The following is a 15,847-nucleotide window of genomic DNA, read 5'->3' as shown; positions in this document are numbered from 1 at the left end:
AGAAGTACAAATACATGGATACTATTAAGCGATTGGAGTACTAAGAATATAGTAGATTATACTCCAACTAAGGCTGGAAATTATACCTTCTTAGCACATGTAAAACATAAGACTAGCAATAAAAATGAGGAAGATGATTATAAATCACTAGATGTAATTGTAGCAAAACCTGAATCAAAGTTACAAACAATAAGTATGAGCGAAGAAAGTATTGTTGGTGAAAAACTGACATTTGAAGCAAAAGGGACTCCAGAATCAAATACATTATATAGGCTATGGGTATGTGATAGAAGCACAAATACATGGATACTATTAAGCGACTGGAGCACTAAAAGTATTGTGGATTATACTCCAACTAAAGTAGGTAAATATACATTTGTAGCTCATGTGAAGCATAAAAATAGCAATACTAATAGTGAAGAGGATTATAAATCTTTAGATTTTTATGCTACCAAAAGAAATCAATCTATGGCAATTAATCTAGAGATAGAAGGAGAAATTAAGAATGGTAATACTCTTACAATAAATGCTTCGGCTGCACCAGAAAAAGATACATTATATAGAATATGGGCATGTAATAGGAAAACAGGAGTGTGGACATTATTAAGCGATTGGAGCAGTAATAAAACAGCTAATTATAAAATACCAAATGAGGGAAACTTTACGTTTGTACTTCATGTTAAACATAAGAATAGTACAAAGGTGGATGAAGATGATTACTTAGCAAAAGATATAATTGTTAAGGAAAGACCATTAATAGTAATAGATCCAGGACATAATTATGGTGGAGATTATGGTGCTGTATCTACTATTAATGGCAAAAAATATGAGGAAACGGAATTAAATATGCAAGTAGCTGATTTGCTTAGAAAAGAGCTTATTAATAGAGGCTATAATGTTATTATGACCAGAGAAGTAGGAGAAAAACTGTATGATGAATTAAGGCTCAGTTTACAAAAAAGAGTGGATTTAGCTAACTCTATGAAAGCTGATTTATTCGTAAGCATTCATCATAATTCAAGTACATCATCTGTAGCAAATGGGGTGGAAGTATATTATACTGAGACTAAGCCAGATTCAGGAACACCAAATGTAGATAAGGTTCAAATAAGCAAGAAACTTTCTGAAGTTATGGTTAATAACTTATCAAGGGCAGTTGGACAAAATAATAGGGGAGCAAAGGATGATTTCTTTTATGTGGTAAAGAATACGCTAATGCCATCAGTGTTAGTTGAATGTGGATTCATTACTAATGCAGAAGAAATAAGCAAAATTGCTAAAGTAGAGATGCAAAATGTAATTGCAATACAATTAGCTAATTCTATAGATACTGTATTTAGAAATTAGCTTTAGGAAATATAGAGTTTGTAGTACTAAATGAATTATATACAATGTATAGTGTCGGTTTTAAATTTGAAAAAACGACAAAATATATTGTAGCAATGAATTTTAGTACTCAGCTCTATTTTTTATGTCTTATTATGTAGTGGAATATTTAACATTTATGATATAATGAGGTGGAAACAGAGAAATTATCTTATATTTTATAGATTATATCAAAATAAATAAAGATAAAATAAGATTTATGTAAAGGGTGTATTATGTCTAGTAAAATAAAATTAATAAAGAGTTCAGGAATATATGGAATAGTTCAAGTACTGCAAAAATGCATAGGATTAATACTTATTCCTATATACACAGTCTTATTATCTCCCGATGAAAAAGGAATTACTGATGTTATAACTACGATAGTTGCTTTTTTTAGTATTTTCTATAGTTTAGCATTAAATTCAGCTGTAATTAGATTTTATGTTGATTATAAAAATGATGAAAAAAAACTTAAGGATTTTTGGGGAACATGTATAACTTTTGTAATAATAAATAGTGTAGTGTTGACTGCAATAATAATTATATTTAGGAATATAATTATTATTCCTATTACAGGAGGAATAGATTTTTATCCTTATATATTACTTGGATTAATATCTATAGCACTAAACCCAATTTTTACAATATTTCAAAGCACATTACAAGCTAAAGAAGAAAGTAGAAGATATGCGTTGAATAATTTAAGCTACTTTTTAGTAAATTTATCGTTAAATCTAATATTTATAGTAGGATTTAGACTTGGAGCTTTAGGCTCACTATTAGCTTTGGCTATTACAGATGTAATATTTTTTATTTATACTATTATTAATTTTTTATCATTAATAACTTTAAAAATAAATAAAGAATATTTGAAAAGTGCTTTAAAGTACTCGCTTCCTTTGCTTCCTCATAGTCTATCAGGGTGGGCTGTATCGATGCTTGATAGATTATTTCTAAATGGACTGATAAGCAGGGCAGCTACGTCAATTTATTCTACGGCAGCACAGTTTGGAAATATAATAAATGTGTTAACTTCAGCTATTAACCAAGCATATGTTCCTTGGTTTTTTCAGCAAATGAAAGATAAGAAAAAAAATGAAGATGAAATAGTAAAAATGGCAGAATTATTAACAATTATATACTGCTTTTTAGCAATGGGGATGTCATTATTCGGCCCTGAGATATTTAAATTAGTTGTTAATATAAGATATTATGAAGGCTGGAAGGTTATACCTTTTATAAGTTTTGCATTTGTATTCAATGGGATATATTACTTTTTTGTCAATCCATTATTTTACAATAAAAAAGGAGTAAAATATATAGCTATAGGTACATTTACAGGTGCACTTTTAAATTCAATTTTTAATATAATAATGATACCAAAGATGGGGGAAGTTGGAGCTGCTATAGCAAGTCTATTATCTATGGCAATATCATGTGTCTTAGTCTACTTTATATCAAAAAGAATTGAACCATTAAAATTCAATATATTAAAAATGCTTTTATTTCCTGTTGTTTTCTTATTAATATCTTTACTTGCCTTTAAGATAGATACTGGTAATTTGATTTTGTCGATTCTAATAAAATTATGTATAGTATTTATTATGGCAATTATAATGATGTTAATATATAGAAGTGATATTTATAAACTATATATGGAAGTAAAAAATAGAAAATAAGAAACATGTAGTATTGTGGGAAAATTTAATAATAATTTTTATATAATGTTCGAAATTAAAGGATTTATAGACATATTGCTTCAGCAGTAGTATAATTAAAAAAGTTATAAATTATTTAATTCAACAGTGATGCTTGGAGGGAAAATATGAGATATATAAAAACAATCTTATTGATGGTTATAGACTTATTTTTAGTGAATATGGGTTTCCTATTAGCAATTAATGTAACTTCATCTGAGAATTTTACTGAAATTGCTACTATATATACAAATGATTTTATTATGGTAAGTCTAATATTTGCCATATCATTTTATATATTTAGACTGTATAATTCTTTATGGGATTTAACAGGAACGGATGAATTTATTTTAGGAGTTTCTGGAGGAGTTATTGCTGGAATTATATCAATTGGATATACAAGGTTTTTAGGGTCTACAATTCCAATAAATGTTTGTGTTGTGGGAACGGTAATATCAATATGCTTAGTGATAGGACTAAGAATATTATACAGAATCTATAGGAGAGCATTATTATATATTCCGTATAAAAATTCGCCAGATCAAAAAAGGGTAATGATTGTAGGTGCTGGTTCTGCTGGCACAATGATTATTAATGAGATGCTTTCAAGAAGAGATCTGAAATATAACCCTGTAGTACTAGTGGATGATGATAGATATAAAAGAAATAAAAGAATATCAGGAATAAAAGTTGAAGGAAATAGGTATGATATACCTCAATTAGCTAAGGAGAAAGATATAGATATTATACTTATAGCAATACCAACTTTAGATGCTAAGAATAAAAATGATATAATAGATATATGTACTAAGGCTCATTGTAGAGTCCAAATTATTCCGGGGATGTTTGAAATAATTAGTGGTAATGCTACAGTAAGCAGAATAAAGGATGTTGAACTAGAGGATTTATTAGGTCGTGATCAAGTTAAATTAGATAACGATGGAATATCAAGTTATTTAAATGGCAAAAATATATTAGTAACTGGAGGAGGAGGATCTATAGGATCTGAATTGTGTAGACAAATATCATCATTTGATCCTAATCTATTAATAATTTTTGATATATATGAAAATAGTGCATATGATATTCAGAATGAACTTAAGGCTAAATATAGTCAATTGAATATAAAAACTTTAATAGGATCAATTAGGGATGAAAAAAGGCTAGAAGAAATATTTAAAACTTATGAAATAGATGTAGTCTTTCATGCTGCTGCACATAAACATGTACCATTAATGGAAGATAGCCCTAAAGAAGCAGTAAAAAATAACGTTTTTGGAACATTCAATTTAGCTAAACAAGCCGATAAAAATAATGTTAAAAAATTTGTAATGATTTCTACTGATAAGGCAGTGAATCCAACTAATATAATGGGGGCAACTAAAAGGTTATGTGAAATGATAATTCAAGCTATGAATAAGGAAAGTAATACTGATTTTGTTGCAGTCAGATTTGGAAATGTTTTAGGTAGTAATGGATCTGTTGTACCATTGTTTAAAAGGCAAATTGCTGAAGGTGGGCCTGTTACAGTGACACATAAAAATATAACTAGATACTTTATGTTAATTCCTGAAGCAGCACAACTAGTTTTACAAGCAGGGGCATTTGCAAAAGGTGGAGAAATTTTTGTTCTTGATATGGGAAGCCCAGTTAAGATATATGATTTAGCTTGTGATTTAATAAGATTATCTGGATTTCAGCCTAATAAAGATATTAAAATAAAATTTACAGGTTTAAGACCAGGTGAAAAATTATATGAAGAGTTATTAATGAGTGAAGAAGGGTTAAGTAGTACTGCGCATAATAAGATTTATATAGGTAAGCCAACTTTTGAAAGTTTTGAAAGGCTAGAGATTAAGCTTAAGATGTTAGAGAATTTATTAAAGGAAAATGATAATAATAAGATAAAGAATATGATGGGAGATATAGTACCAACCTATCATAGAGTAATTAATGATGAAGTAGCTTTAGATAATGAATAGATAATAAATTTAATTATTCTTTAAGTTGATAAATTACTTATAAGAATAATTAAATTTCTTTAGGAGGAAAAATGTTAGAGGTCTTTTTAATAGGCAATAATTTTTATATTTGCAAAGATGGAAATAAAATAAATCTAAATAATGAAAATAATAAATTTGAAGCAGATATAAGAATGTTTTTGTGTGGACTAGAAGATCAAGAGGTATGTGGGAAAAAGATTAATGAAATGTACATCTATGATAATATTGAATTATATAACTTCTGTAGAGGAAGTATATATGATAGATTAAAGGATGTTCTTAACAAATTCTGTTTTATAGAAAATCTTATTAAAAGCTATGATGAGGATATTAAAGTAAATACTGATGATATAGTCTATAAGTATATTGTTGAGGAAATATTTAAATTGGAATGTAATTATGAAGAAAAAGTAATAAATAAGATTAATGATTCCAATAAAATTGCCCAAAAAGTTATTAGAATAGCTAAAGGATTAATGTACTTTATTAAATATAAGATTAAGAATAAATATAGTATACTGTTTCTAACCCAAGCTAATAGTATAAATTCTATAAATATAAATGGAAAAGAAATAAAGTATGATTCTCAATTTGGGAAAATCTTAGATTATTTTAAGGATAGTAGAAATACATTTATATTGCAATATTTAAATAATAAAGAGTTATTTAATAAGGCTAAAGCTTTAGGGGATGATTTTTTTCCTTTTGAAAATTTTATAATTATGAAAAAGATTTTCTTTAAGCTAAAAATAGATAAGTATAAACTTAAAGATAATCTAGATTGCATAAAAGATTTAAATTATACTTTTCATGGTTTTGATATATGTAATTTAGTTAATATATTTATTTTTAATAATATTAAAGAATTGATGAATAGCTATTTATATGAGATATATGCAGCAGAAAAGTTTATTAAATTAATAGGTGTTGAAAAAGTAGTAGCTATAGATGAAGCAGATAGGCTAAGATGTTTTATATATGCAGCGAATAAATTGGGAAAGCCCAGTTTTGCAATTCAACATGGAATTATAACTTTAGGTTCAAATGCATATTTTATTCCAACTAATGATAAAATTTATATACCTAGAATTACTTTCGTTTGGGGAAATATATTTAAAAATATACTTATAGACAATACCCAAATATATAATAATAATAATATAGATATTGTAGGACAAATAAGAACAGATTATTTATTTGAAAAGTTAAATGAAGAAAATTTGGAAGATAACATAGAGGAAGTAAAAATTTTATATGCTACACAATATATAGAGGAGTTAACAAGTCAGGCTACTAATATGCTATTTGATAGTTTGAGTAAATTAGAAAAGAATTTTAGTATAATTATTAAATTACATCCAAATGATAAATATGAGGATTTATATAGCAACTTAATAGAAAAGTATAATATAAAAAATGTAACTATAACACGTGATATGGATATATATGATGCTATAAAGTGGTCAGATGTAGTTATAAGCGTTCATTCAACTGTAAATTTAGAAGCCTCAATTTTAAATAAACCTTCAATATGTATTCTGTTAGATAAATATTGGGATGAGGGTAACTTTGTTAAGAATAAGATATCTATTGGTGCTAAAAATCAATATGAATTAAAAGAGTATATAGAAAAAATATATTTATATTCATTAAACAATAAAGAAGTAATCGAAGATTATTTTTATAAAGTTGATGGAATGGTATCTATGAGGATAATTAATAAAATAAATGAAATAAATAATGATAAGTTTAAGGGAGTTGGAAATAATTGAAGGATATAATAAAAAAAAATTACATATTTATATTATTATGTTTAGTACTTGAAGTAATAGTAATAACTATGTTTAAAAACTCAGATGCGAAATTAACAGTGATTATAGCTATTATTGGAATACCAATAGGATTATATATTTTCAATTACATGTATAAGTCATTTGAAAATACTTTATTAGGTTGTGTATTTAGCATTTTTTTATTACCAGCATGTGGATATGTATTACTTAGGATGGGATTCTTGGACAAACAATGGATGTTTTATACAGCTTATTATCTGATAATTTTAGTATTACTTATAAAAAATGGGCTATTTAAAAGAATAAATAGAGAAAGAAATACTGTAAAGAATAAGTATATAAGAATTATATTGTTAATATTATTGATAATTAATATATTTTTTGCTTATGATAAACAACTTTCATTTATGGTCGTAACAATTTCCTTTTTACCTTTTATGTTGATATTTTATATAATAAAAACTTCATTTTTTAAGGATAAAGTAATGTTTTATGATAAACTTCTACAATCAGCAGTTCTTGGAGCTTTAGTCTCTGGGTTACCAGATTCATTATATTACATTATATTACTTTTTAAGGGTGAGCATAATAGAGTTTTTGGACCTCTTGGATCTAATGCAATATTACCTTACATATTAATAATGTTTATATTAACGCTAAGTAAATGGATTAAGAAAAAAGGAATTAAAAATATTTGGACATTATATATAATAGGTTTTATATTTATACTTGGTACACAAGAATCTAGGGGGGCATTAATAACTATTTTTTTAGTGTATATTCTTTATATGATTTTTGATATAAAAAATTGGATAAAGTATAGTGCAGTTTTCTTTTTAGTTGGAGCAATGGTATTCTCAAATGTTATAGGAAGATCAGATGTATTAAAAGATATAAATAATATTGTTGAAAAGAAAGAAAATCATATATCTAAGGATGAGAATATAGAAGGTGAAAGCATAAAGGATTTATCTTTAGAAGTCCTTGATAGTCAAAGTAAGAATAGGCAAATTTTGTGGAAGACAGGCATTGAACTTAGTAGAGATTATAAAGTTACAGGGGTTGGAATAAGCAACTTTAAATATTTTTATAAGGAATACTCAAAAAGTGAAAGACCTTATAGTGATGCACATAATCTATTATTAAATTTATCATCTGAATTGGGAATTCCATTTATGCTAGTTTCACTTATTCTAATGATAAAGTTAGGTTGGGATATGATAATGGGATATTTTAAGAAAAATAATGAGTATAGAATAAAATATTTAGCTGGAGGCATAAGTTTAATAGCATTTTTTATATACGGAAATTTAACAGGAATAGCATTAAATTTTTCAAATGAAGTGTATAGTTTTTCAAGCACTTTTATAATTTTATTTATGCTTTTTTATATTGATTGTATTAACGAATTTGTTTAGGAGTGTAATTTATGAAGATTTGTTTTCTTGGAGATGCTGGAAGCATTCATACAAAGAGATGGATAGAATTTTTTAGGGATTCTGGAACAGAAGTACATTTAATATCTTTTAGAAACGCCAATATTCCAGGAATAAAATTTTATTATATGGGAGATTCAATAAATATTGATGGAGATGGTGGAAATAAAGAATACTTAAAGAAGTTATTTAAGATAAAGAGTATAATTAAAAATATAAAACCAGATTTAATAAATGCTCATTATTTAACTAGCTATGGATTTATAGGTAGTTTAGTTAAGGGAAAAATACCATTTGTAGTTTCAACCTGGGGGACAGACATATTGGTAACACCTAAGAAAAACAAGGCTTACGAATTATTAACTAAATATGTATTAAAAAAATGTAGTTTAGTTACTTCTGATTCAGAATATATGAGTAAGGAAATAATTAATTTGAAGGCAGATAAGAAAAAAGTTATTACTGTTCCAATGGGAGTTAGTTTATCTGATATGGATTTTCAAACTATAAATGAAAATAGAGACAATACTTTTTTAAGTATGAGAACTTTATGTGAAAATTCTAATATTGAATGTATATTAGAAGCTTTTAAATTAGTTTTAGATAAATATAGTGATTCAAGATTAATAATAACTAATTCAGGGACAGGTGAAAAAGATATTTTAAATTATATTAGTAATTTAGGGATAGAAAAAAATATTGATTTTAAAGGCTTCATAAATAGAAAAGAGCTATTGAATTTATTAGGTGAAGGATTAGGATTTATTTCAATACCTACATCAGATTCTACCTCGGTTACATTATTAGAAAGTATGATTAATGGATGTTTTCCAATTGTTTCAGATGTGGAGGCGAATAGAGAGTGGATTAAAGATGAAAAAAATGGGCTTATTTTAAAAGAGATTAATTCACAAAAATTAAGTAAACTTATGATAAGAGTTATTGAAGATAAAAACCTTATAGAAAATGCTAGGGATATTAATAGGAAAATTATAAAAGAAAGAGCTATATGGGAAGACAATATGAAACTAATAGTTGATTCCTATAAAAAAATTTTAAAGTAGAATAAAAGAAGTTTTAGAGGTGTTTATATGAAGAAGAACATATTATTTATAGCATACCACTTTCCTCCTATTGGAGGAAGTGGAGTTCAAAGGAGCCTTAAATATGTTAAATACTTACCTACTTTAGATTTTAATCCAATAGTAGTAACTGTTAAAAATGGACATAATTTTGCATACGATTTTAGTATGTTAAATGAGATTCCAAAGGATGTTAAAGTTTATAGATCTAATTCAGGAGAAAAGCTTTGGCTTAGGAGCATTATAGAGAAGTCAAACAAAATATTAATTAAAAGAAAACCCAAAAATATAAAGTATAATAGTAATATATTAGAAAATAAGAAAGTGAAAAATAATACCACGGTAAAGGATAAGATATTTAAGTATTTAGAATATAACTACTATATACCTGATACTAAAATAAGATGGTATAGGCATGCAATTAAGGATATACGAAATAGAATTTTAAAAGAAAATGAAATAGATATAATATATTCTACGTCCTCACCTTATACAGACCATTTGATTGCGTTAGAGATAAAGAAACAAACTAAAAAGAAATGGGTAGCTGATTTTAGAGACCCATGGATAGGGAATGATATAATAATGGGGGGATATAGTAAGAAGCGAATTGAAAAGGAAAAAAGACTGGAATGTGAAGTTATTACCTTAGCAGATGTGGTTATTAATGTGACCGAATCAATAACAGATATGTACGTGAAGAGATATCCAGAGTTTAAAGATAAGTTTATTACAATTACAAACGGATTTGATTCCAATGACAAGAAAAATATAAAAGTAATAAAAAATGAAAAATTTCAAATAAATTATTCAGGAATTTTAATAAGCTCTCAAAATCCTGAAGATGTAATTATAGCTCTAGAAAATATAGCAAGTAGGGATGATGAGTTTAGGGAAGATTTAGAGGTTAATTTTACAGGAAACATTGATGAAGAAATAAAAGCTAAAATTAGGCAATCTAAATTAAGTGACAAAATTAATATTAATTCTTATATAGAGCATGATAAAATATTAAATGTTATGGCTAATTCTAATATTAATTTATTAATACTTCCTAATGATGAACAGAGTAAAGGGATATACACAGGAAAAATATTTGATTATATATTAGTTGAAAGGCCAATATTGGGAATAATGCCAACAGATGGAGTAGCAGCTAAGTTAATAAATACTAATAACATTGGATTAGCAACTAATCATGGAGATGTTGTGGAAATAGAAAGTTTTATTCTTTCAGAATATAAGAAATTTAAAAATGGGTATAACTTGAATAATAATAGTATTACTAAGTGCTCACAGTTTGATAGAGTAAACTTAGCTAAACAGCTGGCAGATGTTTTTGATAAATTAATATAATTTAGGATATATAATTAAAGGAAGATTGATATGTTTAATAAAATTATAAAAAGAATATTTGACTTTATAGCATCGTTAATAGGATGTATTATTCTAACACCAGTTTATGTTATAATTGCTTTATTAATTAAATTAACTTCAAAGGGGCCGATATTCTTTAAACAAAAAAGAATTGGGCGTTATGGAAATGAATTTAATATTTTGAAATATAGAACAATGGTTGTAAATGCAGAAAGAATTGGAAGACAAATAACTATAGGAAATGATTCTAGGGTAACAAGGATTGGATATTTTTTAAGAAAATATAAATTAGATGAATTACCTCAATTAATTAATGTTTTAAAAGGTGATATGAGTTTAGTTGGACCAAGACCAGAAGTACCTAAATATGTGGAATTATATAATGAAAATCAAAAGAGAGTATTAGAAGTAAGACCTGGAATAACTGATTATGCTTCTATTGAATATAGAGATGAAAATAGTATTTTAGGTAATGTAAAAAATCCAGAAGAATATTATATTAATATTATTATGCCTCATAAAATAGATTTGAATATGAAGTATATAGAGAATAATAATATTTTTATAGATATTGCTATCATTTTTAAAACTATATTCAATATAGGAAAATAAATATGTGAAGGTGATGAAAATGAAAAAACTTAATTTTGCAATTATTGGTTGTGGAAGAATTTCATATAAGCATGTAGAAGGACTAGTTGAAAATAAGGATTTAGCAACTTTGGCTGCAACATGTGATGTAAAAATAGAGTTAGCAGAAGAAAAGAAGAATGAATATCTTGAAAAGATGAATGAATCATCCTTAAAAATTGGCGTGTATAAAGATTATAAAGTAATGCTTGAAAAAGAAGATATAGATGTTGTTACTATAGCTACAGAAAGCGGATATCATGCTGAAATAGCTATTTACTGTATGAATAAAGGAAAACATGTAATAGTGGAAAAACCAATGGCTATGTCTATAGACGATGCTAATGAAATGATAGAAGTGGCAAAGAAAAATAATGTTAAGCTATCAGTTGCACATCAAAATAGATTTAATAAACCAATTCAAAAGCTTAGAGAAGCTGTAGAAGAAGAAAAATTAGGAAGAATAATGAATGGAACAGCTAGGATTCTTTGGAGAAGAGATGATAATTATTACAAGCAAGCTCCATGGAGAGGCACTTGGGATTTAGATGGTGGTACTTTAATGAATCAATGCATACATAATATAGATTTACTACAATGGATGATTGGATCTGAAGTAGAAAGAGTTTATGCAGAATGTGATACATTTAGAAACAAAATTGAAGCAGAGGACTTTGGAGCTATAGTAGTTAGATTTAAAAATGGAGCTATAGGAATTGTAGAAGGTAGTGCAGTTGTATATCCAAAGAATTTAGAAGAAACGTTAAGCGTATTTGGTACAGAGGGAACTGTAGTAATAGGCGGACTTGCTGTAAATGAACTTAAGACTTGGAGATTTGAAGGTGAAGATGAAGAATCAGTTAAAAAAGATTTGCAAGTTGAGATAGATAGTGTGTATGGTAAAGGGCATACTCCTTTATTTAGAGATGTTATAGAAGCTGTAAAGGAAGATAGAAAACCATATGTAAGTGGTGAAGATGCTATAGTACCTTTATCAATAATTTTAGCTGCATATAAATCAAGAAAAACAGGAATGCCTGTTAACTTCCCATTTAATAATTTTTCAAGTTCAGATATGAAATAAATAAAAATATGAAGAGATAATAATCTTAAGAAAACTTTAAGATTAATCTATACATATTAAGAAAATAATGATTGTTAAAAAACAAATTATTCCATATAATACTAAGTGTACTACATTGAGTAATACACTTAGTATTTTTTTATTTTCTAAATAAGGGAGGGATTATATGAAAAAATCTACACTTTTAGCAGTAAGTGGACTTATCATAATATTTATTATAATAACATCATTTGGAGATAAGACTAAAATATATGATAAACAAGTAAGATACGATACTCCAGAAGAAGCAATAACTAATTTTATTGGATATGCTAATAGTTATGAAGTGGTTAAAAATAGAAATGGATACTACAATATTACACCAAAAGAATTTCTTGAAAGTATATCAAGAAGATATAGATTATATTTAAATGATTATAATTCAAATAAATACATTAATGAACAAATACCAATATTTTTAAGTTATGAAATAAGTGAAGTAAATATAGAGAATTTAGGAAATCTAAGAGTGAATTATGAAGAATCCTTTAAGAATATACCAAATTATCCTAAAACAAAGGAAGTCAGAACTTATAAATTAAGTGCTTCAGTTATTTATAATAATGAAGTAGATAAAGTTTTTGTGAATTCAGACGGAACAGTGAATAAAGAGGGAATATATAAATCATATGATGAAATATATAAGGAAAAAATGTCTAACGAAGAAGTAGTCACATTAATAGATTTTTATTTAATAGTTATAGATGAGGGAGATGGGTATGTAGTTGATTATTATACTATAGAACATAAATAGTTTTTTAGGTGAGGTGAGCTTATGTTAATAATTGATTCAAGAAGTAGTACACCTATTTATGAACAAATTATAATTGGGGTAAAAGAACTTATATTAAAAGGTATAGTGAAACCAGGAGATAAGTTACCATCAATCAGGGAGTTATCAACTATACTAACTATAAATCCTAATACTGTCAGTAAAGCATACGGAGAACTTGAAAGTGATAATATTGTAGAAACAATAAAAGGTAAAGGAACATTTGTATCAGACAAATACGAGAAAAAAGCTTCAGAGGATAAGAAGAGTAAATTAATTATAGATATAAAAAGATTAATATTAGAAGCTAATTACCTAGGAATTGAAGAAAATGATTTGATTTTATTGTTAAGTGAAGGATTTAAGGAAATAAGAGGAGGAATATAATATGTTAGAATTGAAAAACTATTCCTTAAATTATGGAGATACTAAGATATTAGAAGATATAAGTTTTTCTTTGGATAAAGGAAAGGTTTTAGGGATTGTAGGGCCAAGTGGAGTGGGCAAAACATCTTTAATAAGAGGAATAGTTGGGGTATACAAGGGAAGCTATGGAGATGTCTTTTTAAATGGAAAAGAAGTTTATGATAATCCAGAAATAAAGAGAAGAATAGCTTTTGTTCCAGATGAGCACAGTAGTTTTTATTTAATAACCTTAAAAGAAATAATAAATTATTATAAAATTATATATCCCGATTTTAATGAAGATAAATTTTATAAGATTAATAGACTTTTTAAAATTCCATTAAATAAAAGATTTCTACAATTATCTAAAGGTATGAAAATGAGAGTTAATTTAATGCTTGCATTTTCATTAGAGTGTGAAGTTTTAGTGTTAGATGAGCCAACATCAGGATTAGATCCTATTTTAAAAGAAAATGTTTTGAAAATAATCATGAATGAAGTATATGGTAAAGAAAAATCAGTTATAATAAGTTCGCATAATTTAGGAGAACTTGAGCGAGTATGTGATGATATAATGATACTTAATGATGGAAAACTTGAATATTATAATTCACTAGAAAATATAAAGAAAAATATAAAGAAAATTCAGGTGGCATTTGATATGCCAGTTTATGAAGAAGATTTAAATATAGAAGGTATATTTAGCATTTCACAAGTTGGAAGAGTATTTACTATTATAACAGAAAATTACAATGATGACTTCAAGGAAAAATTAAATAGATTTAAGCCTTTATTTATGGAAGAAATAGATTTAAGTCTTGAAGAAATATTTATACATAGATTAGGAGGGAAGTGCGATTATGAAGAAATATTTGAATAAAAGTTTATTTTATCAAGGAGATGCTAAAATAATCCTTCCTTTAGCTATAGCATATGTAGGTACATTTCTAATTACTAAAATTATTATTGATGAATATTTTAATTGGAGATTAAGAGAAAATCTTTATAATGGATACAATCATAATCTTATTTATTCTTTTGAATGTGTAGTTATATTAATATTATATTTAATAATTTGTTATATAATAATAGTAGGAATGTTTAAAAGAAAAAAGTGGTCAACCTTATTATCTGGACCATTTTCAAGACTAGATATAAGAAAAAGGGAACTTATACTAATAATAATTTGTGCAATACTTTATTTAATAGCTTATTTAATTATTATAGGACAGGGAGTAATAAAAAATGCTGAAATTATTAGATATATTGGAAGTTTTAATGAAAGTATTTCTATAGATGTAATTAGAATAATTAGTATATCAATTATTACAATAGGTGGATTAGCATTGTTGGATTCAATCTTTGCAAATACATATTATCTAATAGGTTCAGGAATATTTATATTTATATATTTTATTGCTTTATTGATAAATTTACAATCAGGGCTTTATAGCTATATTAATTATGAAAATAAAGGAATAAGATATGTATATAATGGGATAATGGAATATCTAAATGGAGTTCCTATAGGAAATAGTATGAGTAAATTACAAATAATTACCATATCGGCCTTTTTTATAATAACAGGAGTAATTTTAATATTCATAGCAAAAAGATTAACAGATAATATGTTAGTAGAACATATGAATGAAGGAATAATTCTTAATTTCCCTAAGAAAATCGCTGAGTTTATGCTAAAAACCTTTATAGGAATAATAATAGCGCCATATTTAAGCAATTTAATTAATGATTTCTATTTCCAGAATTCTTTATTTGAAAAAAGGTTATTTTTGTTAAGAATAATAATTATTATAATAACGTCATTTATAACTCATATTTTATTGAAAAAATTCAAGAGATCTAAAAAGGAAAAGTACTATTTATGATAGTTAACGTTAGTTATAAATTGCAAAGCAATTTATTTAGTTCATAGTGCACAATTCACAGTTTTTTTATAAAGTAACAGGCAGGTAATAGAGGTAATAGGTGTAAGGTAACAGGTAACAGGTTTTTAGTTCACAGTTGAGTTTGGGGAACAAGTAACAGCTAGCAGGTAAAGGGTAATAGATTTTAGGGTTTTTAAAGTTAAATAGGTAAGCGGTTCAGAAAATAGCGTATTTTAAAAATAAATAAATTACTATATAGTTAAAAGGAGCTCGCA

13 protein-coding genes are annotated in these 15,847 nt (G+C 26.2%); all 13 read left to right on the top strand.

What is annotated here, in order from left to right:
• The coding region (locus ABDZ60_RS11165; protein WP_343778179.1) for an N-acetylmuramoyl-L-alanine amidase at nucleotides 1–1,347 on the top strand (1,347 nt) is incomplete at its 5' end.
• A gap of 254 nt (nucleotides 1,348–1,601) precedes the next feature.
• Nucleotides 1,602–3,047 (top strand): lipopolysaccharide biosynthesis protein, encoded by a 1,446-nt coding sequence (locus ABDZ60_RS11160; protein ID WP_343778177.1) that lies wholly within the window; start codon nucleotides 1,602–1,604, stop codon nucleotides 3,045–3,047.
• A gap of 146 nt (nucleotides 3,048–3,193) precedes the next feature.
• Nucleotides 3,194–5,047, top strand: coding sequence for a polysaccharide biosynthesis protein (locus tag ABDZ60_RS11155; protein ID WP_343778175.1), 1,854 nt, complete (start codon nucleotides 3,194–3,196; stop codon nucleotides 5,045–5,047).
• Nucleotides 5,048–5,118: 71 nt separating this feature from the next.
• Complete coding sequence (locus tag ABDZ60_RS11150) at nucleotides 5,119–6,840, top strand: UDP-N-acetylglucosamine 2-epimerase (RefSeq protein ID WP_343778173.1); 1,722 nt, start codon at nucleotides 5,119–5,121, stop codon at nucleotides 6,838–6,840.
• Nucleotides 6,837–8,279 carry an O-antigen ligase family protein gene (locus tag ABDZ60_RS11145; protein ID WP_343778171.1) on the top strand — a complete coding sequence of 481 codons (1,443 nt, stop codon included), beginning with the start codon at nucleotides 6,837–6,839 and terminating at the stop codon, nucleotides 8,277–8,279. The genes ABDZ60_RS11150 and ABDZ60_RS11145 overlap by 4 nt, the downstream gene beginning before the upstream one ends.
• Before the next feature lie 11 nt (nucleotides 8,280–8,290).
• Nucleotides 8,291–9,361 carry a glycosyltransferase gene (locus ABDZ60_RS11140; RefSeq protein ID WP_343778169.1) on the top strand — a complete coding sequence of 357 codons (1,071 nt, stop codon included), beginning with the start codon at nucleotides 8,291–8,293 and terminating at the stop codon, nucleotides 9,359–9,361.
• A 27-nt stretch (nucleotides 9,362–9,388) separates the two neighbouring features.
• Nucleotides 9,389–10,735, top strand: coding sequence for a glycosyltransferase family protein (locus ABDZ60_RS11135; RefSeq protein WP_343778167.1), 1,347 nt, complete (start codon nucleotides 9,389–9,391; stop codon nucleotides 10,733–10,735).
• 24 nt (nucleotides 10,736–10,759) lie between these two features.
• On the top strand, nucleotides 10,760–11,368 hold the full coding sequence (locus ABDZ60_RS11130) for a sugar transferase (RefSeq protein ID WP_343778249.1): 609 nt from the start codon (nucleotides 10,760–10,762) through the stop codon (nucleotides 11,366–11,368).
• Between the two features lie 19 nt (nucleotides 11,369–11,387).
• Nucleotides 11,388–12,470, top strand: coding sequence for a Gfo/Idh/MocA family protein (locus ABDZ60_RS11125; protein ID WP_343778165.1), 1,083 nt, complete (start codon nucleotides 11,388–11,390; stop codon nucleotides 12,468–12,470).
• Between the two features lie 166 nt (nucleotides 12,471–12,636).
• Nucleotides 12,637–13,263, top strand: coding sequence for a hypothetical protein (locus ABDZ60_RS11120; RefSeq protein ID WP_343778163.1), 627 nt, complete (start codon nucleotides 12,637–12,639; stop codon nucleotides 13,261–13,263).
• A gap of 21 nt (nucleotides 13,264–13,284) precedes the next feature.
• Nucleotides 13,285–13,668 (top strand): GntR family transcriptional regulator, encoded by a 384-nt coding sequence (locus ABDZ60_RS11115; protein ID WP_016207749.1) that lies wholly within the window; start codon nucleotides 13,285–13,287, stop codon nucleotides 13,666–13,668.
• A 1-nt stretch (nucleotide 13,669) separates the two neighbouring features.
• Nucleotides 13,670–14,566 (top strand): ABC transporter ATP-binding protein, encoded by an 897-nt coding sequence (locus ABDZ60_RS11110; RefSeq protein WP_047001902.1) that lies wholly within the window; start codon nucleotides 13,670–13,672, stop codon nucleotides 14,564–14,566.
• Entirely contained in the window at nucleotides 14,547–15,572 is a 1,026-nt protein-coding gene (locus ABDZ60_RS11105) for a hypothetical protein (protein ID WP_343778159.1), read from the top strand. Before ABDZ60_RS11110 ends, ABDZ60_RS11105 begins: the two co-directional genes overlap by 20 nt.
• Nucleotides 15,573–15,847: the final 275 nt, after the last annotated feature.

Origin of the sequence: Clostridium sartagoforme (genome assembly GCF_039521405.1) — a bacterium.
Taxonomy (GTDB): Bacteria; Bacillota; Clostridia; order Clostridiales; family Clostridiaceae; genus Clostridium; species Clostridium sartagoforme.
Note: the sequence above shows the minus strand (reverse complement) of the source record. Positions and strands in the feature narration are given on the sequence as shown.

Bases quoted from the DNA above. Each gene is read 5' to 3' on its own strand.
- ABDZ60_RS11160 (WP_343778177.1), top strand. From the start codon at position 1,602: ATGTCTAGTAAAATAAAATTAATAAAGAGTTCAGGAATATATGGAATA.
- ABDZ60_RS11155 (WP_343778175.1), top strand. From the start codon at position 3,194: ATGAGATATATAAAAACAATCTTATTGATGGTTATAGACTTATTTTTA.
- ABDZ60_RS11150 (WP_343778173.1), top strand. From the start codon at position 5,119: ATGTTAGAGGTCTTTTTAATAGGCAATAATTTTTATATTTGCAAAGAT.
- ABDZ60_RS11140 (WP_343778169.1), top strand. From the start codon at position 8,291: ATGAAGATTTGTTTTCTTGGAGATGCTGGAAGCATTCATACAAAGAGA.
- ABDZ60_RS11135 (WP_343778167.1), top strand. From the start codon at position 9,389: ATGAAGAAGAACATATTATTTATAGCATACCACTTTCCTCCTATTGGA.
- ABDZ60_RS11125 (WP_343778165.1), top strand. From the start codon at position 11,388: ATGAAAAAACTTAATTTTGCAATTATTGGTTGTGGAAGAATTTCATAT.
- ABDZ60_RS11120 (WP_343778163.1), top strand. From the start codon at position 12,637: ATGAAAAAATCTACACTTTTAGCAGTAAGTGGACTTATCATAATATTT.
- ABDZ60_RS11115 (WP_016207749.1), top strand. From the start codon at position 13,285: ATGTTAATAATTGATTCAAGAAGTAGTACACCTATTTATGAACAAATT.
- ABDZ60_RS11110 (WP_047001902.1), top strand. From the start codon at position 13,670: ATGTTAGAATTGAAAAACTATTCCTTAAATTATGGAGATACTAAGATA.
- ABDZ60_RS11105 (WP_343778159.1), top strand. From the start codon at position 14,547: ATGAAGAAATATTTGAATAAAAGTTTATTTTATCAAGGAGATGCTAAA.